The 22,868-nt window shown below is 41.8% G+C and carries 26 protein-coding genes; 3 read left to right on the plus strand and 23 right to left on the minus strand.

The genetic code is table 11. The features are described 5' to 3' along the window. Window positions 1–15: 15 nt before the first annotated feature. The 9 genes from DFR63_RS03305 to DFR63_RS03345 form a co-directional block, all read right to left on the minus strand. Entirely contained in the window at window positions 16–288 is a 273-nt protein-coding gene (locus DFR63_RS03305; RefSeq protein WP_115884312.1) for an HU family DNA-binding protein, read from the minus strand. Window positions 289–404: 116 nt separating this feature from the next. After that, window positions 405–1,124 carry a hypothetical protein gene (locus DFR63_RS03310; protein ID WP_115884313.1) on the minus strand — a complete coding sequence of 240 codons (720 nt, stop codon included), beginning with the start codon at window positions 1,122–1,124 and terminating at the stop codon, window positions 405–407. Beyond that, window positions 1,117–1,323 carry a DUF2768 family protein gene (locus tag DFR63_RS03315; RefSeq protein ID WP_194194244.1) on the minus strand — a complete coding sequence of 69 codons (207 nt, stop codon included), beginning with the start codon at window positions 1,321–1,323 and terminating at the stop codon, window positions 1,117–1,119. The genes DFR63_RS03310 and DFR63_RS03315 overlap by 8 nt, the downstream gene beginning before the upstream one ends. Window positions 1,324–1,337: 14 nt before the next feature. Beyond that, a complete protein-coding gene (locus DFR63_RS03320; protein WP_115884314.1) occupies window positions 1,338–2,390 on the minus strand; it encodes an NAD(P)H-dependent glycerol-3-phosphate dehydrogenase in 1,053 nt (350 codons plus the stop codon). A 16-nt stretch (window positions 2,391–2,406) separates the two neighbouring features. Then, entirely contained in the window at window positions 2,407–3,720 is a 1,314-nt protein-coding gene (gene der / locus DFR63_RS03325; RefSeq protein WP_115884315.1) for a ribosome biogenesis GTPase Der, read from the minus strand. A gap of 91 nt (window positions 3,721–3,811) precedes the next feature. Next, window positions 3,812–5,062 (minus strand): 30S ribosomal protein S1, encoded by a 1,251-nt coding sequence (gene rpsA / locus DFR63_RS03330; RefSeq protein WP_115884316.1) that lies wholly within the window; start codon window positions 5,060–5,062, stop codon window positions 3,812–3,814. A 69-nt stretch (window positions 5,063–5,131) separates the two neighbouring features. Then, on the minus strand, window positions 5,132–5,713 hold the full coding sequence (locus DFR63_RS03335) for a lysophospholipid acyltransferase family protein (protein WP_115884317.1): 582 nt from the start codon (window positions 5,711–5,713) through the stop codon (window positions 5,132–5,134). Next, window positions 5,714–6,367, minus strand: a complete 654-nt coding sequence (gene cmk, locus DFR63_RS03340; protein WP_115884318.1) for a (d)CMP kinase — start codon at window positions 6,365–6,367, stop codon at window positions 5,714–5,716. A gap of 18 nt (window positions 6,368–6,385) precedes the next feature. Beyond that, window positions 6,386–7,450: a LysM peptidoglycan-binding domain-containing protein gene (locus DFR63_RS03345; protein WP_162842264.1), complete on the minus strand. Its 1,065-nt coding sequence runs from the start codon at window positions 7,448–7,450 to the stop codon at window positions 6,386–6,388. Between the two features lie 179 nt (window positions 7,451–7,629). On the opposite strand from DFR63_RS03345, the gene DFR63_RS03350 reads away from it, so the two are divergent. Beyond that, on the plus strand, window positions 7,630–7,884 hold the full coding sequence (locus DFR63_RS03350) for a ferredoxin (protein WP_115884320.1): 255 nt from the start codon (window positions 7,630–7,632) through the stop codon (window positions 7,882–7,884). 222 nt (window positions 7,885–8,106) lie between these two features. On the opposite strand, the gene DFR63_RS03355 is transcribed toward DFR63_RS03350, so the two are convergent. From DFR63_RS03355 to DFR63_RS03395, 9 genes are all read right to left on the minus strand, one after another. Then, complete coding sequence (locus DFR63_RS03355; RefSeq protein ID WP_115884321.1) at window positions 8,107–8,661, minus strand: ECF transporter S component; 555 nt, start codon at window positions 8,659–8,661, stop codon at window positions 8,107–8,109. 15 nt (window positions 8,662–8,676) lie between these two features. Further along, on the minus strand, window positions 8,677–10,317 hold the full coding sequence (locus tag DFR63_RS03360) for a sensor histidine kinase (RefSeq protein ID WP_245954117.1): 1,641 nt from the start codon (window positions 10,315–10,317) through the stop codon (window positions 8,677–8,679). A gap of 44 nt (window positions 10,318–10,361) precedes the next feature. Continuing rightward, entirely contained in the window at window positions 10,362–11,072 is a 711-nt protein-coding gene (locus DFR63_RS03365) for a response regulator transcription factor (RefSeq protein ID WP_115884323.1), read from the minus strand. Window positions 11,073–11,090: 18 nt separating this feature from the next. Then, a complete protein-coding gene (ccsB, locus tag DFR63_RS03370; protein WP_115884324.1) occupies window positions 11,091–12,296 on the minus strand; it encodes a c-type cytochrome biogenesis protein CcsB in 1,206 nt (401 codons plus the stop codon). A gap of 10 nt (window positions 12,297–12,306) precedes the next feature. Then, window positions 12,307–13,944, minus strand: a complete 1,638-nt coding sequence (locus tag DFR63_RS03375; RefSeq protein ID WP_115884325.1) for a cytochrome c biogenesis ResB family protein — start codon at window positions 13,942–13,944, stop codon at window positions 12,307–12,309. Between the two features lie 11 nt (window positions 13,945–13,955). After that, on the minus strand, window positions 13,956–14,486 hold the full coding sequence (locus DFR63_RS03380; RefSeq protein WP_115884326.1) for a redoxin domain-containing protein: 531 nt from the start codon (window positions 14,484–14,486) through the stop codon (window positions 13,956–13,958). 111 nt (window positions 14,487–14,597) lie between these two features. Further along, the gene (locus DFR63_RS03385; RefSeq protein WP_115884327.1) at window positions 14,598–15,320 is read right to left on the minus strand and encodes a pseudouridine synthase; all 723 of its coding nucleotides are present in this window, start codon (window positions 15,318–15,320) and stop codon (window positions 14,598–14,600) included. Beyond that, window positions 15,320–15,853: an SMC-Scp complex subunit ScpB gene (gene scpB / locus DFR63_RS03390; protein ID WP_115884328.1), complete on the minus strand. Its 534-nt coding sequence runs from the start codon at window positions 15,851–15,853 to the stop codon at window positions 15,320–15,322. The genes DFR63_RS03385 and scpB overlap by 1 nt, the downstream gene beginning before the upstream one ends. 2 nt (window positions 15,854–15,855) lie before the next feature. Next, window positions 15,856–16,566: a segregation and condensation protein A gene (locus DFR63_RS03395; RefSeq protein ID WP_115884329.1), complete on the minus strand. Its 711-nt coding sequence runs from the start codon at window positions 16,564–16,566 to the stop codon at window positions 15,856–15,858. Between the two features lie 21 nt (window positions 16,567–16,587). On the opposite strand from DFR63_RS03395, the gene DFR63_RS03400 reads away from it, so the two are divergent. Further along, window positions 16,588–17,133 (plus strand): DUF309 domain-containing protein, encoded by a 546-nt coding sequence (locus DFR63_RS03400; protein ID WP_162842265.1) that lies wholly within the window; start codon window positions 16,588–16,590, stop codon window positions 17,131–17,133. A 612-nt stretch (window positions 17,134–17,745) separates the two neighbouring features. On the opposite strand, the gene deoB is transcribed toward DFR63_RS03400, so the two are convergent. From deoB to DFR63_RS03420, 4 genes are all read right to left on the minus strand, one after another. Continuing rightward, the gene (deoB, locus tag DFR63_RS03405) at window positions 17,746–18,918 is read right to left on the minus strand and encodes a phosphopentomutase (RefSeq protein ID WP_115884331.1); all 1,173 of its coding nucleotides are present in this window, start codon (window positions 18,916–18,918) and stop codon (window positions 17,746–17,748) included. 11 nt (window positions 18,919–18,929) lie between these two features. Beyond that, on the minus strand, window positions 18,930–19,817 hold the full coding sequence (gene xerD / locus DFR63_RS03410) for a site-specific tyrosine recombinase XerD (protein WP_115884332.1): 888 nt from the start codon (window positions 19,815–19,817) through the stop codon (window positions 18,930–18,932). Then, on the minus strand, window positions 19,810–20,268 hold the full coding sequence (gene fur, locus DFR63_RS03415) for a ferric iron uptake transcriptional regulator (protein WP_115884333.1): 459 nt from the start codon (window positions 20,266–20,268) through the stop codon (window positions 19,810–19,812). The genes xerD and fur overlap by 8 nt, the downstream gene beginning before the upstream one ends. An 81-nt stretch (window positions 20,269–20,349) precedes the next feature. Next, window positions 20,350–20,904 carry an NUDIX hydrolase gene (locus DFR63_RS03420; protein WP_245954119.1) on the minus strand — a complete coding sequence of 185 codons (555 nt, stop codon included), beginning with the start codon at window positions 20,902–20,904 and terminating at the stop codon, window positions 20,350–20,352. Window positions 20,905–21,013: 109 nt separating this feature from the next. Here DFR63_RS03420 and DFR63_RS03425 point away from each other — a divergent pair, with 109 nt between their 5' ends. Further along, window positions 21,014–21,958, plus strand: a complete 945-nt coding sequence (locus tag DFR63_RS03425) for an alpha/beta hydrolase (protein WP_115884334.1) — start codon at window positions 21,014–21,016, stop codon at window positions 21,956–21,958. Here the strand turns inward: DFR63_RS03425 and rnz are convergent. Next, a complete protein-coding gene (gene rnz, locus DFR63_RS03430; protein WP_115884335.1) occupies window positions 21,909–22,835 on the minus strand; it encodes a ribonuclease Z in 927 nt (308 codons plus the stop codon). The genes DFR63_RS03425 and rnz overlap by 50 nt on opposite strands. Window positions 22,836–22,868 lie beyond the last annotated feature (33 nt).

Below are 22,868 nucleotides of genomic sequence, written 5' to 3' on the forward strand. Positions count from 1 at the left end.
GGCCTAGTAGATAAATTATTTAACTGCGTCTTTAAGTGCTTTACCAGCTTTAAATGCAGGTACTTTAGATGCTGGAATTTCGATTTCTTCACCAGACTGCGGGTTGCGGCCTTTTCTTGCAGCACGGTCACGTACTTCAAAGTTGCCGAATCCGATTAACTGTACTTTTTCACCGTTTTGAAGTGAAGATTGAATTGATTCAAAAACTGCGTCTACTGCAGCTCCTGCTTCTTTTTTTGTAAGGTCAGCTTTGTCGCTGACAGCGTTGATTAAATCTGTCTTATTCATCTGATAGACCTCCTATAATCTGTATAATGATTTTATCATTATGTTTTGACTTTACCATACGGCCGTAGGGACTGCAACGGATTTAAACGTTTTTTACTTTAAAAAAAGGGCATAAATTAACTTTTATGCACACTCGTCATAAATATGGCTTCGTTATTCTCGTCAACTGTCATTTCAGGCGCATATATCGGCACTATCGGGGTAAGCTCATAAAGAACTTCACGGATATCCTCGCCCGTTTCAAATTCGAGGCCTTCGTTTTCAATCATCAGATTCAGATCATCTCTGTAATCGACGACAAATTCCTCACCGCCGCTGTAATAGACATTCAGCTCGCGTCCGGTATAAGGGCTGGTGACAGTCGGATTCTCAGCGAGATTGTAATGTTCCAGGTCAAGCTGATAAACGTTCGGACCAATCTGTTCTCCGAGTTCGACGTGCTCGCCCATACCATTAATGCGGAGGCTCAGCGAACGCAGCTCTTCGATAATGGCAAGATCCGCAATTTTTACCGTCGGATTATTTTCTGCATCGAGTATAACATATTGAAAGTTCCCGCCGTTTTCGTACGCTGTTACCGGAATCTCACTTAAGTACTCGGGTACAATTCTGGTAAATTCAACCGGGTATTTTAAATACTCCGCAGAATCCTCAGTGGTTTTAATCGGCAGGATACCGCCTTCCTTTTCCCTGAAGTTTTCGACTGCGTTCTGTACATTGTCTATATCGGTTTCAGGCGGAATATTGCTTCCTGCGCGCTCGTCATCAGGATACATGCACCCGGTTAATACGAAGAGCGCCAGTGCTGCAGTTAAAATATAAGTCAGTTTACGCATGTGTGGATCCTCCGATAACTAAAATCATCAGGAGAAAAGCGAGTATTAAGAGCACCCACGCCACTAAAGAAACGATAACGCTGACAAAACGAATAGTAATAACAAATCTTGCCAGATATATTAAGACCGCCGCAAGTGCCATAAAGCCGATTGACACAAATGACACCCACATTAAGTCCATTCTTGAAATATCAAACATATATTTACCTCTAACTATTTACTATTTTTTATTTGACTCTCCAGTAATTGTTTCAAACCTTCTGATTCCGAAGTTTTTTCACGCTTCATCAGTGCAGTGAATGCTTCATCTTCGCTGATGCCGTTAAATAAGTAACCGTACAGAACTTTCGTAATCGGCATCTCAACATCGTGCTGTTCAGAAAGCTCATAAGCGGCTTTGGTCGTATTGACGCCTTCGACCACCATACCCATTTGTTCTGTCGCTTCTTTAAGAGTTAACCCGCCTGCAAGCATCTGGCCGCAGCGGTAGTTTCTCGAGTGCTGGCTGGTCGCTGTAACAATCAGATCTCCCATTCCTGCCAGGCCGAGGAAGGTCAGCGGATTTGCCCCGAGTTTCGTACCGAGACGGGCGATTTCATGGAGTCCGCGTGTAATAACCGCAGCTTTAGGATTATCGCCGAAACCGTAGCCTGCCAGTGCACCGACAGCGAGAGCAACTATATTTTTCAGCGCTCCTCCGATTTCCACTCCGACCATATCGTTATTAACGTATACTCTGAAATAATCCGTCATAAAGACATCCTGAATAATTTCAGCACCTTCTTCTGAAAGAGATGCTGTGCTGACAGTTGTCGGCTGCTTCAGAGCAACTTCTTCTGCATGGCTCGGTCCGCTGAGCACACAAATATCAGAGACACGTGCTTCATCGAATACTTCTTCGAGGACTTCCGAAACGCGTTTGTAAGTATTTAATTCAAGTCCTTTTGCTACATGTACTACAAGAACCTGTTTATTTAATTCTTCGAGGTATCCGTTTAAGTCGGAAGCGACTGAACGCATCGCATTCACCGGTACCGCAAGCACTAAAAGTTCAGCATGTGCTGCAGCTTCTTTTAGTGATGCTGTTGCTGTAATAGTTTCAGACAGCTTGATATCTTTTAAATATCGGCTGTTGGTGTGTCTTTCATTTATTTCCTGGACAGTATCTTGATTTCTCCCGTACATCATTACTCGATTATTATTGTCATTTAAGACCATCGAGAGGCTTGTACCAAAACTACCTGTTCCAATGACTGAGATGTTCATATTGATACCCTACTTTCTAATTTCGTTTACGGCTGATAATGTGAATCGGCGTGCCGGTGAAATCAAAGGCTTTTCGCAGCTGATTTTCTATATACCGTCTGTAGCTGAAATGCATCAGCTCCACGTCGTTCACGAACAGGACGAAGGTCGGCGGGCCGACGCTCACCTGCGTACCGTAATATATACTTAAACGGCGACCTGTTGAGTCTGTCGGCGTTGGATTCATGCTGACACTGTCTACAAGTACTTCGTTCAGTGTGCTCGACTTTACGCGCATATGACTTGATGCGTACGCTTGTTGAATAAGCGGGAACAAAGTTTTAAGACGGACTTTAGTCATAGCAGAGACGAAAGTAATCGGTGCGTAGTCCAGATACTGGAAGTTCGATCTGATTTCCAGTTCAAATTTGCGCATTGTCTTTTCATCTTTTTCGACTGCATCCCATTTGTTGACGACAATTATAATCGCTCGGCCCGCTTCATGTGCAAGACCTGCAATTCTTTTATCCTGTTCGCGGATGCCTTCCTCACCGTTCAGCACGACGAGAACAACATCGGAACGTTCAATCGCCCGGGTTGCACGGAGCACTGAATATTTTTCGGTTGCTTCATATACTTTACCGCGCTTTCTCATACCCGCTGTGTCGATTAAAGTGTACGGTTCATCTTCAAAAGTATACGCTGTATCGACCGCATCGCGCGTCGTGCCTGCTATATCGGAAACAATAACTCGCTCCTCGCCGAGAATAGCGTTGACCAGGCTGGATTTACCAACATTCGGACGGCCGATTAAAGATACTTTAATCGACGGGTCTTCTTCGACTTCTGTTTCCAGATTTTTAAAGTGCTGGACGACTTCGTCGAGCGCATCTCCAAGTCCGAGACCATGTGATCCGGATACCGGCCAGGGTTCTCCGAGCCCAAGCTGGTAAAACTCGTATATTTCACTGCGCATTTCATAGTTATCAATTTTGTTTACAGCAAGGACGACGGGTTTTTTTGACTTCTGTAAAATTCTCGCAACGAATAAATCATCGCTCGTCACACCGTCTCTGCCGTTTACAATCATTAAAATAACATCTGCTTCAAGAATTGCGATTTCCGCCTGCATTTTAATCTGCTGCTGAAACGGCTCATCTTTAATTTCAATACCGCCTGTATCAATTAAATTAAAAGTATAATTTAACCAGTCACCTTCGGCGTACAATCTGTCTCTTGTAACGCCCGGAGAATCTTCGACAATTGCCTTTCTTTCCCCGATAATTCTGTTAAAAAGTGTGGACTTGCCGACATTCGGCCGACCTACTACTGCTACTGTTGGTTTATACATTGTTACCCTCCCTGTATGCACATATATTTTAACACAAATAAAATAAAGAGCGATAGTATCATCGCTCTTTATTCATTAATGAGTTCTAATATTATAAGTCTAAGTTTTTAAAACGATCGCCGAACATGTCTCCTAAAGTAGGTGCATCGTCTTCAGTATCATCAGTGTAAACGCGTGCGTTTTCTTCGCGCTTAGGCTGTTTTGATTTTGGCGGAGCAGATTCCAGAGCCTTGATTGACAGTGAAATCTTTTCGTTATCTTTGTCTAAGTCGATGATTTTCACTTCAATTTCCTGATCTTCTTTCAGTACATCGCCAGGTACATTTACATGTTCATGTGCAATTTCTGAAATGTGAACCAGTCCTTCAACACCAGGTTCTACTTCAACGAAAGCACCGAAGTCAACGAGACGTTTAACAGTTCCCGTCAGCACATCGCCTGTGCTGTGAGCATCGATAAACTTATTGAATGGTGATTCGCCGGCTTGTTTCACAGAGAGGCTGATGCGTTCCTCTTCAGGATTAACATCAAGAACTTTCACTTTAACTTTTTGTCCGATTTCAACTGCGTCTTCGACGCTGTTAACACGGCTGTAGCTCAGTTCTGAAATGTGTGCAAGACCGTCTGCGCTGCCGATATTAATGAATGCACCGAAAGAAGTCGTGCGTACAACTTCACCTTCGATAATGCTGCCGATCTCCAGGTTTTGAAGTTCTTCCTGGCGCTGTTTTGATTTCTCACCTTCAACGATGCGTTTGCGGTTAAGAATTACTCTGTTTTTCTCCTGATCGATATCTTCGACTTTAACTTCCAGAGTCTGACCGTTGAACTGTTCAAGGTCTTCAATATATTCATCAGAAAGAAGTGATGCAGGAATAAATCCTCTCACGCCGACGTCTAGTACAAGACCGGCCTTAACTGCTTCTACAACAGTACCTTCTAGCGTTGCATCAGCATCTTGTTTCTGTTTTAAATCTTCGTATGCTTTTTGTTCATCGAGCTTGCGGATTGAAATGATGATGTTTTTAGCATCATCTTCCACTTTGATAACTACTGCAGTGATTGAATCATCAAGTGCAATAATGTCATTCGGGTGCTCGATGCGTTTGTTTGTAAGCTGACTGATTGGAATTATGCCTTCGTAGTCAGAATCATCCACTTGAACTTTTACAAACTTGTCTTCGATGTTAAAGATTGTACCTGTTACTGTGTCACCAACTGCAAACGGACTGTTATCAGCCGTTTCAGTTTCATTCTGTAAATCTTCGCTGTTGTCAGGTGCATCGTTTACTTCTCTTTCTTCAATGTTTGATTCTTCGTTCTTAATGTCTTCTGTCGCCATGTGCTTGCCTCCAATTACTATACAGTGTATATAAATAACTTCTTACAATTCGTGTCTTTTGTCAAGTGATTATTCAGAAAATAGTAAATTGTTAAGATTTTCCTCTAATTTAAGCGTTAAATCTTTGCGTGTATTGCCTGCCTCTAAAAACTCTTTCGTATCGATCGGCTTGCCAAATACTATTGTAACACCTTTTTTTCGATTATACTCGCCTTTAATAATTACAGGGACAATCGGTGCTTCTGATTTGCTGGCGATAAAGCTCGCCCCCTGCTGAAGAGGCTGTAATTTTTTAACGTCTTCTTTATTGCGGCTGCCTTCTGGAAATATTAACAGACAGCGGTCTTCTTTTAATGCATTAATAGAAGTTTTCAGAGCAGCTCTGTCACTCTTCCCGCGAGATACGGGAATCGCGTTCAGGCTCGGGAATATTTTACCGATGACCGGCAGTTCGAATAACTCCGATTTTGCAAAGAATGACAGCTGGCGTTCCAGAGCGAGACCGATCAGCGGCGGATCGAAATCCGAAATATGATTTGAGACCAGCATAACCGGCCCCGATGACGGTACTCTGTCTTCGCCGATTACCGTTATTTTAAATCTTAATTTGTAATAGCATTTAACTAAAAACCTCGCGCTTTCATATAACATTTACTGTACCTCCAGTTTATCTTCCGCCAGCTGAATTATCTTTGCTTCAGCTTCTTCAATCGACAGCTGACTTGTATCGAGAAGGACTGCGTCATGAGCCTGAACGAGCGGTGAAATTTCTCTCGTGCTGTCAATTTCATCGCGGCGGATGATTTCCGCAGTCAGTGTGGCTAAATCTATGTTGTTGCCGCGTGCAGTCTCCTCGAGCAGCCTGCGCTCTGCTCTGACTTCTGGCGAAGCCATCATAAAAACTTTCAAGTCCGCATCTGGCAGCACAGTCGTGCCGATATCCCTGCCGTCCATTACAACGCTGCTCGTTCTGCTTATTTCACGCTGCATGTCAACGAGATATGTTCTGACCTCGCCGGCTGCCGCAACACGGCTGACGTTATTTGTAACTTCCGGCGAGCGGATTTCTTTTGAGACATCTTTATTATTTAAGTATACTTCGTCGTTGATGCCGAATGTAATGTGAATGTGCGAAGCGATATCTTTAATAATATCATCGCCGTGTTCAAGCACATACAAAGTAACTGCACGGTACATTGCACCGGTATCGATATATAAAAATCCTAATTTTTTTGCGACGCGTTTTGCAATAGTACTCTTGCCGGCAGCAGCCGGCCCGTCAATTGCGATGCTGATGTGTGACATTTAATGGCCTACTTTCATTTACGGTATTATAAGTTCCTGTCCAACGGTCAGATTATCCGGAGTAACGCCGTTTGCTTCCATGATGCGCTGTACATTTTCTGCGCTGCCCTCGCCGTAGTACTGAATAGCAATACGGTATAAGTTATCTTCGGATGTGACGACGTGAGAAGCATTGGCGTTTTCTGTTTCATCTGAGACGGAGTCTGTATCTGTTTCTGTATTTTCTTCCGTTTCGTTTTCTGTACTGTTACCTGCGGTTTCTGTACTGTTACTTGCGGTTTCTGCCTCCGAATCAGTTTCTGAGTTTTCTTCCGACTCTTCCAAAGCTGACTGATTCTCTTCCTCGGAACCGTCTTCCTTGCCGCGGATTGCGCTGAGTGCAGCTTCTTCAAGCTCTTGAAGTTCTTCCTGAGAGTAATTTGTTTCCATATTTTTTGCAGTTAAATCTTCATTGCGGTTTTCAGCCAGCCGTCTTTCGTGTTCTGCTTTCTGGGCTTCAAGTTCCTCGTTAAAAGCCTGTTCTTCTTCTGTCTCTTCACCGTCTGCGATTTCTTCTGAAGTGTTTTCATCGGCCACCTTCATTTCATCGTTCAATGACGGCCAGAAATTCGAAAATATTAAAAATGCCAATAAGACTGTAATAGGAATTAAAACGAGTATGGCAAGTACCCAGGGAAGCATGCGTTTCTGTCCGCCGTCTTTCTTTTGTTCGGGTTTTTTATCAGCTGCTTTTGCAGCACCGATGCCGCCGAGTTTTTCTTTGGAAATTTTAATTTCCTTGTTAATGCGCTGTTTATATGAGGATAACTTTCCTGCAAACAGCGCCTTGCCTTTTTCGGCATTTTCCCGGCTGAAGTACCCTTTCAGCTTATCTGTAAAATTATTATCTTTCGGCTGCTGTTTTTTCGGAGCTTTTTTCTCCGGCTGTTTACTGTCAGCAGCATCTTTAGTTTTATGACGCGCACTGCGGCTTAAAGTTTCGCGTTCTCGTTCTCCAGACTTTTTGTTACCTGCACTTGTTTTACCAGACTTCTCATCCTGTGCTCGCTTATGGTTAATATCTTTGTAAAAATCATCTTTCATAGCGCATTCTCCTAGTAACTGCATTCTTGGTTTAATTATATATTGTTTGTATGGACATTTAAAGAGTAATCATACTTACGGTGGATTGTTAACAAATTCGATTTTTGTTCATTGATAAATTTTTGATTTTCTCTTAGTATTAGTTATGAACTAATCGTAAACGTTAAGAGGTGAAATATATGTGCGCAAAAAAGTACACAATTGTTGATCAAGATACTTGTATCGCATGCGGTGCATGTGGTGCTGCAGCACCAGATATATATGATTACGATGACGACGGCATTGCTTACGTCATTTTAGATGATAATAAAGGCGTTACGGCTGTGCCTGAGGACCTGCTTGAAGACATGGAAGACGCATTCGATGGCTGCCCGACAGACTCGATTAAAGTTGAGGATGCACCATTCGACGGCGATCCATTAAAATACGAATAAATTGATTTAAATATCAAGAACGGAATCATTGATTCCGTTCTTTTTTTGTCTGGAAAGAATTTACGGATTGAGCGCCTACGAATAGCATCGCAAGGCCGCCGTTGTAAACCGGACCGCTTCGGACAACAACACCATTTCGCCGTTGTAAACCAAAGCTAACATCTTAACCAGCTAAATACTCCTCCAAATAAAAAGTCACCCGGATATCCGGATGACTTTCATTTACTGTCTGTTCATCAGAACAGGAACCGCCTTTTTATAAATTACATAACAGATCAGACTTAAAATAATACCTTTAACGATATTAAACGGAATAATTCCCGCTGTAATTACCGTACGGAGGTTATTGAAAATATCTGTCTGGTCGACAATCAGGCCGTATGCCGGCAGCAGTACGAAGTAGTTGAGTACCGCAAGGGCCAGCGTCAGCACGACAGTCCCTGCTATAAAGCCTGCAATCAGGCTTTTCGCTGTTTTTCGCTTGTAATAGAAAAAATATACAGGCAGCAGAAATGAAAATGCTGCGAGCAGATTTGCTATCGGTCCGATTGGCTCACTTGCCATTAAAATGCTGTACAGTACTATTTTCATAATGATGATTAATGATCCGCCGATGCCTCCGAACAATATAAAACCGATAAAGGCCGGTATGTCGGATAAATCGAGCATTAAGAATGGCGGCAGAAAAGGCAGCGGAAATTGAATCAGCATCAGAATGAAGGCGAGTGCACTTAATATACTGATGTAAATAATTTTCCGAAGTCGCTGTCTGTCCAAATGGCTCATTCCCTTCTATTTTCTTGGCAGTTTAATAGTGAATACTGTACCTTCGCCGAAAGTACTGTCTGCAGTAATCGTTCCGCCGTGTTTTTTAATAATATTGCTGACGATGTAAAGACCGAGACCGGTGCCGTGTTTTCCTCTCGTCCGTGCTTCATCGGCTTTATAGAATCGTTCAAATATATGTTTCAGATTCTCACGCTTAATACCTGTACCGGTGTCACGGACTTCGATGCTTACATAGTCTTCATGATCTTCTGCAACATTTATTGTAATCATATCTCCTCGTGATGTATAGCGTATTGCATTATCGATTAAGTTAGTAAAGACCTGATTCAGTTTATCGTAATCAAAAGGGAACTGCACCGTCTCACTCCCGGCCTCTATAACCAGCTCAATATTGTTATCTTTCAGCTTATAATCAAAGCGCTGATGAAGTTCATCAAGCAGCATAGTAAAGTTCTGTACTTTAATATCGTACAGCACATCATCAGAATCCATGCGGGCAATAATCAGCAGTTCACTGACCAGCTTGTTCATACGGTCGGATTCGTCTTTTATAATCGATACCATTTCTTTAACTTCTTCGGGTTCGGTTACTATATCATCGAGCAGAGCTTCTGAATATCCGCTCAGCATCACCATCGGCGTTTTAAGCTCATGCGAGACGCTCGAAATAAAGTCCGTCCGCATTTTTTCTGTATTATATTCATCCGTAATATCCCGGATGAGTACCGTGACCCCATTCTCTTCTTCAAGCGATTTAACTGGAGACATGGCAAGCTGCAGGTGCAGATCTTCAATATCGAGCCGCTCGAGATGGTTTTCATCCGACCTCGAAACTTCTTTGATCAGCGATTTAAAGGATTCGAATTCTTCTTGATTCTGCTGGAACAGCTGGTAATAGCTCTGTCCCCTGTCATTAGAGTAGACAGGTTCTGCTGATGTATTAAAATATATAATTCCGTTCGACAGTGACAAAAAGACAGTTTCTCTTAAATTCTTTTCATGAGTCAGTTCTGTAATTGTATTTTTAATATTGTTATTCATCTTATTAAATGCTAGTGTCAGCTCGCCGATTTCATCTCTCGAGGTCACTTTAAGCTGATTGTATTTCCCTCCGGCTGTTGAGAAGGATGAATTTTTTAAGGCTATCAGCGGTTTAGTAATTCTTGAAATTAAGAAAAACGCAAAGAAAGTTGTCATTAAGAAAAGAACCGCCGCGCTGATTATCAGAATAATTAAGACTGTTAAAAATGACTGGTTGAGACTGTCAAGATCACTGTATTTTATAATTGCTGTATCCGACTCGAAGAACTCGCTCAAATCAGACACCTTAACCATAAATTCCCGTTCGTTTATATCGTTGACGATAAAAGTGCTGGAAGTCAGATCAGAAGTAATAATTTCGCTGTATATTTCTTCAGCCATTTCGCTGTCGCCGGCAATGAAATGGCCATCGGAATAAATAATCAGGTTTTCTTCAGCTGCGAGGTACGAGTCGTTTAAATCAAGTGTATGCGTCGACAGCACTACATTTTCAATCCGGCTCAGTTCGTCTTCCAGGTGTTCTTCTGTACTGCTGAGCGCATAATTTCGGAAATAAAAACTCAAAATGATCGATAATATAATTAAAACTGTAGTTACTATCATTAAGATAGTAAACCACAGTTTAGTTACAACGCTGGAGAAAAAACTCATTTGTCATTAACCTCGAACTTATAGCCGATACCCCAGACTGTGTGAATCATCTGGCTTGCTTCCGGAGAAACTTTGTTCAGTTTCTCGCGGAGACGCTTAACGTGCGTATCGACTGTTCTTAAATCGCCGTAGAAGTCATAGTTCCACACTTCTTTCAGCAGTTCTTCCCGGTTAAATACTTTATCCGGACTCTTCGCTAAAAATAATAACAGCTCGTATTCTTTCGGTGTTAAATTAACCTTTTTGTCATCGGCGAGGACGCGGTGAGCGTCGTTGTCGATAACAAGATGTTCGTACACGATTATATCTTTGGCTGATGAATCGTTCTCGATAAAGGCCGTTTCAGAAGAACGGCGCAAGATTGCTTTTACTCTCAGCACGACTTCGCGGGGCGAGAACGGCTTCACGATATAGTCGTCAGCACCGACTTCAAGTCCCTCGACACGGTCAGCTTCTTCACCTTTTGCTGTCAGCATAATAACGGGCGTTGATTTTTCTTTGCGCAGTTCTTTTGCGACTTCAATCCCGTTCATTTCCGGCATCATCAAATCGAGAAGAATACAGTGGAAATCATTGTTTAATGCAAACTCCAGTGCTTCTCTGCCGTCTCCTGCTTCAGTAATTTCATACCCTTCTCTCGTCAGGTACAAGTTAAGCAATTTACGAATACGTTCTTCATCATCGACTAATAATATTTTTTCTGCCATAATTACCCTCTTTTCATATTATGCGTAGGAATGCAGGCCGGCTACAATTAAGTTAATCGCAATCAAGTTAAACAGAATAAGAATGAACCCGCCTACGGCTAACCATGCAGACTTTTCGCCTTCATAACCGCGGTTTAAGCGGAGGTGAAGGAAGATTGTATAGAACATAAATGTAATGAAGGCCCACGTTTCTTTCGGGTCCCAGCCCCAGAATCTGCTCCACGCCATCTGAGCCCAGATTGCAGCGAAGAAAATACCTCCGAGTGCAAACAGCGGGAATCCGATAATAACAGAGCGGTAGCCTATTTCATCCATCAGCGCAAGGTCGGCTTTTTTAGTTAAAGGTTTAACCAGTGAAAACAGACGTTTTCTAATAATCAGACGTACAATCCCGTAAGTAATTAAACCGATAATAATCGACCATACTACTGTATTTAAAGTATGTGCTTTAATAACCGGAGGCAGGTCAATTCCAAGGTGGAAGTGGTCGGCAGGCTCATATTCATTGTTGCCTACGTGCTCTACCGGTATTGCATCATTGTAATTAATCAGGCTTGGAAGATGGTATTCAGCAATAACCTGCTGGCCCTGCTGGTCGGTATAGTAGAACTCATCATTGTAGCCGATAATGTTCTGCATAAATACCGTTGTCACCATATACATTACAACAGTCAGAATCGCTATCATGACTGCTTCCAGCCAGCGTGCGCGCCATGAATTTTCATCTGCAGGAATAGCTTTTATTAAATAGATCAGTCCTGCAACTGCACTCATGGACAGTATACCATAAGACAAGGTAACAGTAATAACGTGAATAGCCAGCCAGTTACTCTGCAATGCCGGAATCAGCGGCTGAACGTCTGTTGAGAACAGACTGCCGTATCCGAGAAGGAGCAGTGAAACCGGAATGGCGAATAGACCGAACACCTTCGTTTTGAAATAGTGATAGGTAATTAAAAATCCGCCTATCAGCATAATAGAGAACATCGCTATAAATTCATACATGTTTGAGACCGGCGCGTGGCCCGTTGCGAGCCAGCGCATTACAAAGTAAGAAAGTTCAAGTATAAACGCAATCACAATCATCCAGATTGCAAGTTTTTCATATTTTTTCGATTCTGATTTTGATTTAATACTTATGCCAAGCGGTAAAAGTGCAATCAGCAGTATAAGAAACGCAATAAATATAAATGTGTTACTGAGTGATAAAAAGGTTGATTCCATAATTTAAACACTATCCTTTCATCTTGTCATTTTCCTCTTTTTCCTGTTTATCGAATACTTCGGGAAGGTCGTAGGATGCAAGTGCTGCATTCATTTCTTTCTTCAGTCCGAAGTAGTTTTTGTTAGTGTGAGCGGCTATCTTCATCGTGTCGCCTTCTGCATTAATCCAAATTCTGCGGTGATTAATGTATGACCCGATAAATAATCCGATGAGGAAAATCACAAATCCGGTTGCAATAATCGGCATTGATAAATCTTTTTTCAATGTCAGTACACTCGCCATATGCTCTTCGGCTTCGACGAATTTAATACTGTATTCGTTATCCTGTGTAATATCCGTTGAATTCATAATCTGCAGCAGACTGAGTTCCGAAGTATCTCCTGCTGCGACTTCAAAGACGAAGGCCGGATTTGTAGGAACCGGTGTTTCGGATATCAATGTTCCATTTTCATCGATTTCTAAAAAGTCGGGAGAATAAGCTTTCATGTTAATCGTAATATCTTCAGTTATTTCATAGCTGTCTGCAGGATCATCGAGACTGACTGTGAAATTCTCTCCGAGTACATTGCCTTCTGAATCTTCAAGCCTGAAGGTCATCGATTTCATTTGCGAGTTGTCGTAACTTGACTGATACAGCTCGTAATCGTCAAAGTAATACGGGTGGTTCACACGGATACTGTAATTTTCTATTTCTTCAAGATCCGGTGATGAACCGACGATATCTGCTGTTTTGTTCTCAAACATCGTAATATCTGTCTGGAAGTTGCTGATTGTCATCTCCATATTGTTCTGCAGTGACTGATCAAAAACCGTTCCAGCATCTTCATCGTATGTATCCAGCGTGAAACCGTCGTTACGCATGTAATACTGTCCGTCGGTAGTCGGTATGCTTACTGTCTCGCCTTCCTGTGCGTAAATGATTTCATCAATGTATACACCGGGGAAGAATCTCAGCATACTTCCTACAAGTAGAATAATCAGTCCTGTATGGTTAATGTAAGGGCCCCATCTTGACAGCCGGCCTTTTTCAAGGAGATAGTGGTCACCGTCAGTTTTTAATTTATATTTTTTGTTTTCAAATGTCTCGGCAAGTGCTTGAGCATTTTCATTTGATTCATATTCTTTAAATAAACGCTGGCGCTTGAAAAATGAAGCATGTTTTTTAGCACGCTGATTTTTTAGTGATTTGTACAGCGGAACCCCTCTGTCGACACTCGCTGCAATCAGACTGAGGGCAAGGAGCCCTATCAGCAGCACGAACCACCATGATGAATAAAGCTGCGTAAAGCCGAGTTTGTAGTATAAGGTGCCGAATGTACCGTACTGTTCTGTATAGTGCTGCAGCGGATCTGCACCGATTGGAATAAAGTATTCCTGAGGCAGGATTGTTCCGATAGCAGCAGCTATTGCGATAATCGCAATGATTCCTACGCCGACTTTAATAGAGGTGAAGAAGTTCCATATCTTATCGAAAATACTTTGTGAACGAACCTTTGAACGCACTGCACTTCCGTCATAGCGCATCAGGTCTTTAATTTTTTTCTTGTCGTAATCTTCATTGATCATCTTACCGCACGACTGGCACAGCTGGGTGCCGGGAGGGTTTACATGACCACAATGATTACATTTAATTTCCTTGAGTTCCATATTAGGTCATCCTATTCCAGAGATTCATCTATAAATGCGTAGATATCCTCTTTAGTCAGTTGATATTCCTGTTTTTTAACGACGACACCTTCTTTATTAACAGCGACAGTCGTCGGCAGCGGTCCGATATTATAAGCTTTCGTTACACTGCGGTTTGAATCCAATGCTATCGGATAATCGAGATCTTCAGATAATCCCGAAAGAAACTGCTCAATCTGCTGCTTGTTTTCAGAAACGTTCACAGCAATAATTTCATAATCCTCATGACCTTCGTTATACACCTGGTTCATTTCCGGCATTTCTTCGCGGCAAGGTTTGCACCATGTTCCCCAGAAGTTCAAAATAACGCCGTTTTCGGCAGTTAATTCAGACAGCTGAATTTCTTCACCGTCCAGTGTCTCCAGTTTAAAATCCACTGCCTCGTCTCCGACATTGACAGTTTGAGAGCCGTCCCTCAAATTTAAATAAAGTGTAATGCCGAGCAAAGCGGCGATTGTAATAATTGTACCTGTACGAATAATTTTTCTAGTTCCTTTTTTCAACGTCAGGCCCCCTTTCCACATTAATATAAACCGCAATAAAATGCGTACGCAGCACCAATTATAACACTACACATTTTATTGCGGTTTGACAGTATTATGACATTTAAACGCTTACTTCTTACTGTTCGCAATCAACTTTTTGACTTCATGAGGCTTCAGGAAACGGTAGTCGCCCTCTTTTAAGCCGTCGAGTGTCAGGAAGTCGAAACGGATGCGTGTCAGCTTTGTGACATTTAAACCGAAATGTTCAAACATTCTTCTCACCTGACGGTTGCGTCCTTCATGAATTGTAATTTCCAAAATCATATCTTTGCCGCCCTTGTCGCGAATTACTTTTAAATCACAAGGTGCAGTTTTGCCGTCGTCGAGTCTGATGCCCCGGCGCATTTCATCCTGCTGATGGCGGAGTAAAATTCCGTCTGTTTTAACTCGGTATGTTTTCTTCATTTCGTATTTTGGGTGGGTCATGAGCTGGGTAAATTCACCATCGTTCGTAACGAGTAAAAGCCCTGAAGTATCGTAGTCGAGCCGTCCTACTGGATAAAGACGCGCGTCGATATCGTGAAAAGCGTCTATCACTGTATCTCGCTTTTTATCGTCTTCTGCAGCAGAGATTTCACCTGCCGGCTTGTAGTATAAAATATGGACCGGCTCTTCTTTGGTCAGCTGCACGCCGTCGACAGTCACCTGATCTTTGTCAGTCACTTGAAGTCCGAGTTCAGTAACTTTCTTGCCGTTAACGAAAACGCGGCCCTCTTCTATTAGTGTGTCCGCTTTTCGCCGTGAAGTAATGCCTGCATCTGCAATTTTTTTATTTAACCGTGTAGTTTTCATTAATTTTGCTCCTTTAAGCTATTGAAGAACAAGTCGATTTCTTCCTGTTCTGCTATCATATCATCTGCCGGCAGGTCATCTAAAGATTCCAGACCGAATATTTCCAAAAAGCTTTGAGTGGTTTCGAAATGCTGAGCGCGTTCGTCACTAATATTTTTCTTTTTCACCAGCCCTTTATTGACCAGTGTTGCAATTGGACCGTCCGACTGAATGCCGCGAACGCTTTCTATGCCGTTCCTCGAAATCGGCTGATTGTAGGCAATTATTGCAAGCACTTCAAGCGCCGCCTGGGATAACTTCTTCGTCGGCCGGTCAGCGAGCACTCTTTTAATATATTTCTCCATATTATCCGTCGTTTTTAAAAAGTACATGTCGCCGTGACGGGTAATTGTTAAATGCTCTTTATCGTATTTTTTCACTTCGGCCTCAAGCTGCATTTTAGTAATCGGCACGTGCATCATCAGTGTTTCTTCACTTAAACCGAGATCACCGGCAATATATAATAAACCTTCAATGATGTTTATTTTTTCCAAATCTAAGCCAACCTTTCGAGCTCAAAATCATCTTCATCAATGCGTGTAATCTGATAGAGATTTTGACTGATATAATCTAGTATAGTAATAAATACTTGCACTACTTTGCTGCGGGGTTCATCGAAAGTAAGAATCTCGGTCATTTTTAAAGATTTTCTGTCTTTAAATTTCGCGGCGATAAAAGTCACTGCCTGTTCCTTCGTATAAACTTCGCGCTGCACGACGACGTAGGACTCTTCGTTAAGAGAGACGCGTGACTTTACTTTGCTGTATGCTTCAAGCAAGTCGTGAAGACTCAGCTCGAGAGTGCCGGAATCTTCGTACTCATCTTCGAAAGCATGCGGTGCTTTGATGAACTGGAGACTGTTCTCCGCTTTCAGCTTATTCAATTCTTCAGCATATAATTTATAATTTTGATATTCTATTAGCTGGGACATCAGCTGCTCGCGCGGGTCTTCATAATCATCATCAGGCATGGGGGGTTCCGGCAGCAGCATGTGGCTTTTAATTTTCACAAGCTCGCTCGCCATAACGAGATAATCGCTTGCAACATTAAGCTCAAGTTCTTTCATCTGATTAATATATTCCATATACTGTTCAGTGAGCATTTTCATCGGAATATCGTAAATATCGATTTCAAGTTCTTTAATCAAATGAAGCAGCAGATCGAGCGGTCCTTCAAAAACATCTAATTTCACTTTATAAGCAGTCATTATAAAACCTCAATTTCAGGAGTGATACGTATCGATAAAAAAATACTCTTACAATTCTTTAACGAATTAATTATAAAGCAAGATTACTTCGAATGCCATGAAATCATGGAAGATGCATGGAAAGACAAGGGTGACTTTACGAAAGAAGACGCTGAAGTGTTCTTCGTGCTAATTGTGACCGGTGAATACCATTACCGAAGAGACAATGTTATCGGCGCAGCGACATCTTATAAACGCGCGCTGAAACTTTATGGGAAACACGAGTATGATGTGACAGCATTCGGTTTTACTGAGCAGTTAATCAGCCTGCTTCAGGAACGCTACCAGCACCTGGCAGATACACCCTTTAAACCGATGAATTTTCCGGTTCTGAACTGGGTATACGAGTCTCTTTATGATATGCATCAGGATGAGTATGAATCGTACAGCGCATTTACTCTGGATATTTTAGAACGCTTTGAAAAAAATGAAGAAATAGTCCACAGACACCGGCTGCGCGACCGCGAAGATGTTATTGAAGCGCGGCTCGAGGCGCTGAACCGGAAATTGGAACAGCGGAAAAGATGAGTATGGTGCCTGTTTTGATGTGAAGACGCATAATTATCTAATTGTCTAAATGTGAGATGTTCAATGAGAAAAATGTATATAATCATCCCATGGCGGTTTGCTCTTTGGGACCAAAGCTTTTTATAGCCTCAATGAACATGTCCCTCATACGATCGAATATAAGTTATCAGCCTGATATGACATTTTCATTTGGTCGATAAACGAATATTATGTTGGAGAGTCGATTTTGGACTCTCTTTTTTGATGGAGAATTTTATTATGGGTTAAAATCTGCTCTCATGTATACGTATCATCTTATGCATATACATGAGCAACCCTCACGCCTACGATAATCAGATTACATATACATGAGCAACCCTCATGCCTACGATAATCAGTTTGCATATACATGAGCAACCTTCACGCCTACGATAATCAGATTGCATATACATGAGACCTCCCTGCTGCCCTCTGAAAACAAAAAAAACAGCCCAAACACCTTAAAATAAAGGGGTTCAGACCGTTTATCCATCTTTCTTATTTAACTTAAACAACAAATATCCAATAGATGAATCCCCATATAATACTCATAAGGAGGATGCCGAAAAAGATAATATATTTTGCTTTATTCATTTATTTTAATTCCTTTAAGAAACTTTGCCCGTGTGTTTCGTAGTCCACGCCGAAGTTTTCAGCAATGGTTGCTGCGATATTGCTGAAGGTGCCGCATTGGTTGATCTCACCAAAGTCCAGGTCTTTGCCTGTCGTGATTAAAAGCGGAACATATTCTCTCGTGTGGTCTGTCCCTGTGTAAGTAGGGTCATTTCCGTGATCTGCTGTAATAATTAAGAGATCGTCTTCTGTCAGTTTGCCGGTAAGTTCAGGCAGTCTGTCGTCAAAGGCTTTTAAGGCATTGCTGTAGCCTTCAGGATCACGGCGGTGACCGTATTCCGCGTCAAAGTCCACCAGATTCAGGAATGATAACCCGTTAAAGTCGCGGTCCATGACCTCGAGAAGTTTATCGACTCCGTCATCGTTATTTTTTGTGCGGACTGCATCTGTGATTCCGCTGCCTGTAAAGATATCGTTAATCTTGCCGATTGCGATAACATCTTTGCCCTCATCTTTAAGCGCGTCCAGCACAGTTTTGCCGAATGGTTTCAGCGCATAGTCATGACGGTTTTCGGTACGCTTAAATTCACCTTTTTTAGAACCGACAAACGGACGTGCAATAACACGGCCGACTAAAAACTCTGGGGCTTTTGTCATTTCACGTACTTTTTCACAGATTTCGTAAATTTCCTCAAGCGGAATCACTTCTTCATTCGCCGCGATTTGGAGAACAGGATCGTTTGATGTATAAATAATCAAATCTCCTGTTTCTATCTGATGCTCACCGTATTCTTCGATAATATCGGTACCGCTCGCCGGTTTGTTGCCGACGATGCCGCGTCCTGTTGCTTCGGTGATTTTTTCCAGCAGTTCATCTGAAAATCCGTCGGGATAGACTTTGAAAGCTGTATCGATATTCAGACCGGCAATTTCCCAGTGCCCGGTCATCGTATCTTTACCTTTCGATACTTCCTGCATCTTAGTGTAAAAACCTGTTGTATTTTCAGTTTTTTCAACACCTGGCAGTGCTTCGATATTGCCTAGCCCGAGTTTCGCGAGATTCGGCAGCGTATTCGGATGTGCTTCCAGCGTATGTTTTAAAGTATGCGTTCCGGTATCACCGAAGTCTTCAGCATCCGGAGCTTCCCCGATACCGACAGAATCTAGAACGATTAAATGAATTTTTTTGTACATTATAAATTTACCTACTTTCTTGGATGGAACTGTTTATACATCTCTCTGATTTTGCTTGCAGAGATTTGTGTGTACACCTGTGTGGTTGATATATCAGAATGACCGAGCATTTCCTGAACCGCGCGGAGATCTGCGCCGTTCTCAATTAAATGCGTGGCAAAAGAATGCCGGAATGTGTGCGGCGTAATATTTTTATTGATGCCGCTGATCAGTACATACTTTTTAATGGTCTTCCATAATCCCTGACGGGTGAAACCTTTACCTCTGTTCGTAAGAAACAGTATATCAGTATTTTCATGCTTTAATAATGTTAAACGCTGATTTTTTATATAATTATTTAATTTATCTGCAACATATTCGGTCGTCGGAACGATTCTTTCTTTATCACCCTTGCCGTATACACGAATAAAACCCATGTCCAGATTCAAGTCGCCGAGCTTTAAATTAATCAGCTCGCTGACTCTGAGTCCGCTCGCGTACAGCAGTTCCATTATTGCGTTGTCGCGTATGCCCTGGGCAGTCGAATCAGGAGAATGCAGCAGCGTTTCCATTTCTTCAACGGACAGCACAACCGGCAGCTCGCGTTCTTCTTTAGGCGTATTGAGCCGGAGTGCAGGGTTCGTATCAATCACTTGCTCAATCTGCAAAAACTGATGAAAATTTCTGAGTGTCGACTGGATGCGTCTGATGGTTTTGTTGCTTTTACCGCTGAGCGATAAAAACTGTAAAAATGTTACGAGGATTTCTGCCGTAATCTGTTCGACACCCGTAACATTTTCATCAGTTAAATATTGATTGTATTGTTTTAAATCCTGTTTATATGATGATATCGACGCGTTGCTTAAACCTCTCTCGATTTTCAGATAGGTCAAGTATTCATCGATATAACGGTTAAGCATCTGTGCTTCCTTCTTTCCCTTTGCATAACTTGCAGACACCGTGGAAAGTTAAACGGTGGTCGATAATGTCAAAGTTAAAATCACGTGAAACGATTTTTTCAACATCCGTCAGTAAATCTTCTTCGATTTCTTCCACCGAGCCGCAATGTATACAAATTAAATGATGATGAAAATGCTGGGCACCTTCTTTTCTGAGGTCGTATCTTGAAACGCCGTCGCCAAAATTAACCTTATCGAGTATATTCAGTTCATTTAAAAGCTCCAGTGTGCGGTATACTGTTGCCAGCCCGATTTCCGGGTATTTATCTTTTACTTTCATAAAAACATCTTCAGCACTCAAATGAGAGCTCTCATTTTCAAGCAGCACTCTCACAGTGACCTCCCGCTGTGGAGTTAGTTTATACCGAGCATCGTGCAAGGCTTCTTTAATGCGCTCAATTCTTTTTTCCACAACTGCACCTTCTAACCTTCATAATCTTATTGATAACAATTATACATAACTTCTCAGTATTTTAAAAGTTATTTATAATAATTACAAATAACCTCTGGACAGAAGCACATGGTGGACAGCAACTAGTGTTTTACCGTCTCTGAACTGGCCGTTATGCAATTTCTCTTTTAATTCTGTCAGCGGAATTTTAACGATATCTAAAAATTCGTCATCTTCCAATTGAGAATCACCAAAGGAAACTTCGTTTGCTTCATATAAATGAATTAATTCACTTGAGAATCCGGGTGAAACGTAAAATTCATACAGTTTTTTTATATCGCCTGACTCGCCGCCGATTTCTTCTTTCAGCTCTTTTTTTACTGTGTCATCGGGATGTTCATCAATTTCAATTTTTCCTGCCGGTACTTCAAGCAGTACTTCTTCAGTTGAAATTCTGAACTGTTTAACGAAATACATACATTCACTGTCGGTCGCAATTACAGCGACCGCCCCTTTATGGTAAACGACTTCTCTGTGTGCTTCCTTGCCGTTCGGTAATTCCACCGTCAGTTTTTTGACATCGATTATTTTACCATCATATATGTCTTCTTTGGAACGTGTTTTCTCTATTAAATGCTCATTAGAAATATTAATCACCGCTTTTCAATAATTATATTAAATATATCACATTAAGTTGTAAAAATAACGATTTGAAATTTTTATACAGGTGATATAATAATTGTTGTTATAAGAATGGAGGATCACAATGAAAAGTTTTTTCAAATGGCTTACCGCCCTCTTCATGTCGGCAGCTGTGATGTTTATATCGCTCGGCTACTTTGCTTCGAGCCAGATTATGTTTTTTAAACTGAGAGACGTTGAAATTATTAAACGCCGCGAAACGCGTGCGAAACGGATGAATATGGAAGAGTACGAGCAGCTTCCTAAAGACATCGTAAACGTACCGTCAAGATTCGGCTATGATATCAGCGCCTCCTTCATTTACCCGAATGAGACAAACAAATGGATAGTTATTTGCCACGGCGTATCCGAAAACAAGCTGAGTTCAACCAAATACGTCAATTTATTTAAAGATATGGGCTTTAACTGTGTTGTTTACGATGCGCGCCGTCACGGCGACTCTGGCGGTGTCGATTCAACTTACGGCTTTTACGAGAAGTTTGACCTTGAAACAGTTATTGAATACCTCCTCGACAATTACGGTGATGATATTGAATTCGGGGTGCATGGTGAATCTATGGGTGCCGCAACCACGCTGCTGTATGCGGGCGAACTGTCGAACAAAGCAAAATTTTATATATCAGACGCATCTTTTGCGAAGTTCAGAGATCAGCTCGCGCATATCTATACTTCGTATTCCCGGGTTGCATCACCGGTAGTACTGCTGTTTACCTATGTTTTCCTGAAATTAAGAAGCAAGTTCAGCTTGTACCACGTATCACCGGTTAAAGTTGTCGATAAAATAGAACAGCCCGTTCTGTTTATCCATTCGAAACGGGATTCATTTATTCCCTACGAAGCAAGCATCGAGCTCTATAACAAGAAAAAAGGACCGAAAGAACAGTGGTATCCGGAGCGCGGCAATCACGTAGAAAGCTACAACCGCAATCCGAAACAATACCGTCAGACGGTCGCCGATTTTATTTCACGTTACGCGGGATGGGAAGTTCAAAATAGTCATAAGCAATAACTGCGCGGCCTTCAAGCAAGGCTGAGACTTCTTTAATATCCTCATCAGTATAGCGGCTGCTTATATGCACAATTAGGAGCTCTTTGTAATTAATATCTTTAAAAATATCCAGCACATGATTAACTTCCGAATGGAAATAATCATGTGCTTTTTCTCTTTCATTTTTTAAAAATGTAGCTTCGTGAACAACGAGGTCAGAGTTCCGGATTAGATTCAAATACTCCTCATCACTGTTTAATCGTGTATCTCCGTGCACTGTAATCTTGCGTCCTCTTATCGTTTCTCCGATAAAATCCGCTGACTTATACACTGTATTATCGACAGTAAAAGTTTCAGCCGACTTAATCTCTCCGTAAACAGGGCCAGGTTTTAAGCCGATTTCGCGGAGTTTATCCGTCTGAAGCTCTCCTATTTTGTCATCTTCTTTAAAAATGTAACCGAAAGACTCAATACCGTGTGATAAAGGCAGCACGTGAACATCAAAATTGTTCAGACGTATCTTCATATGAGCTTCGACTTCGATGATTTCAAGCGGATAATTGAGCGTGCTCTCGGAAATACGGAAAGTCGTCTCCAGCCATTCCCGGAGGCCCCGAGGCCCGTATATTTTAAGAGGAATTCCTTCTCCACCCTGAAAAGCTCTCGACGATAAAAATCCCGGCAGACCGAAAATATGGTCGCCGTGCAGATGCGTTATAAATATATTTTTTATCTTAGATGGTTTAATATGAGTATGAAGGATGCGGTGCTGCAGAGCCTCACCGGCATCGATTAAAATATATTCATTGTATTCAAGCACGCAGTCAATAACAAAACTCTGCGTATTTCTATCTTTAGACGGAAGCCCTGCCCCCGAACCCAAAACAGTAAATTTCATTTCGACACCTCGTTAATTAATTGTTTTATTATA

The sequence above is a fragment of the Jeotgalicoccus halotolerans genome (assembly GCF_003387165.1).
GTDB lineage: Bacteria > Bacillota > Bacilli > Staphylococcales > Salinicoccaceae > Jeotgalicoccus > Jeotgalicoccus halotolerans.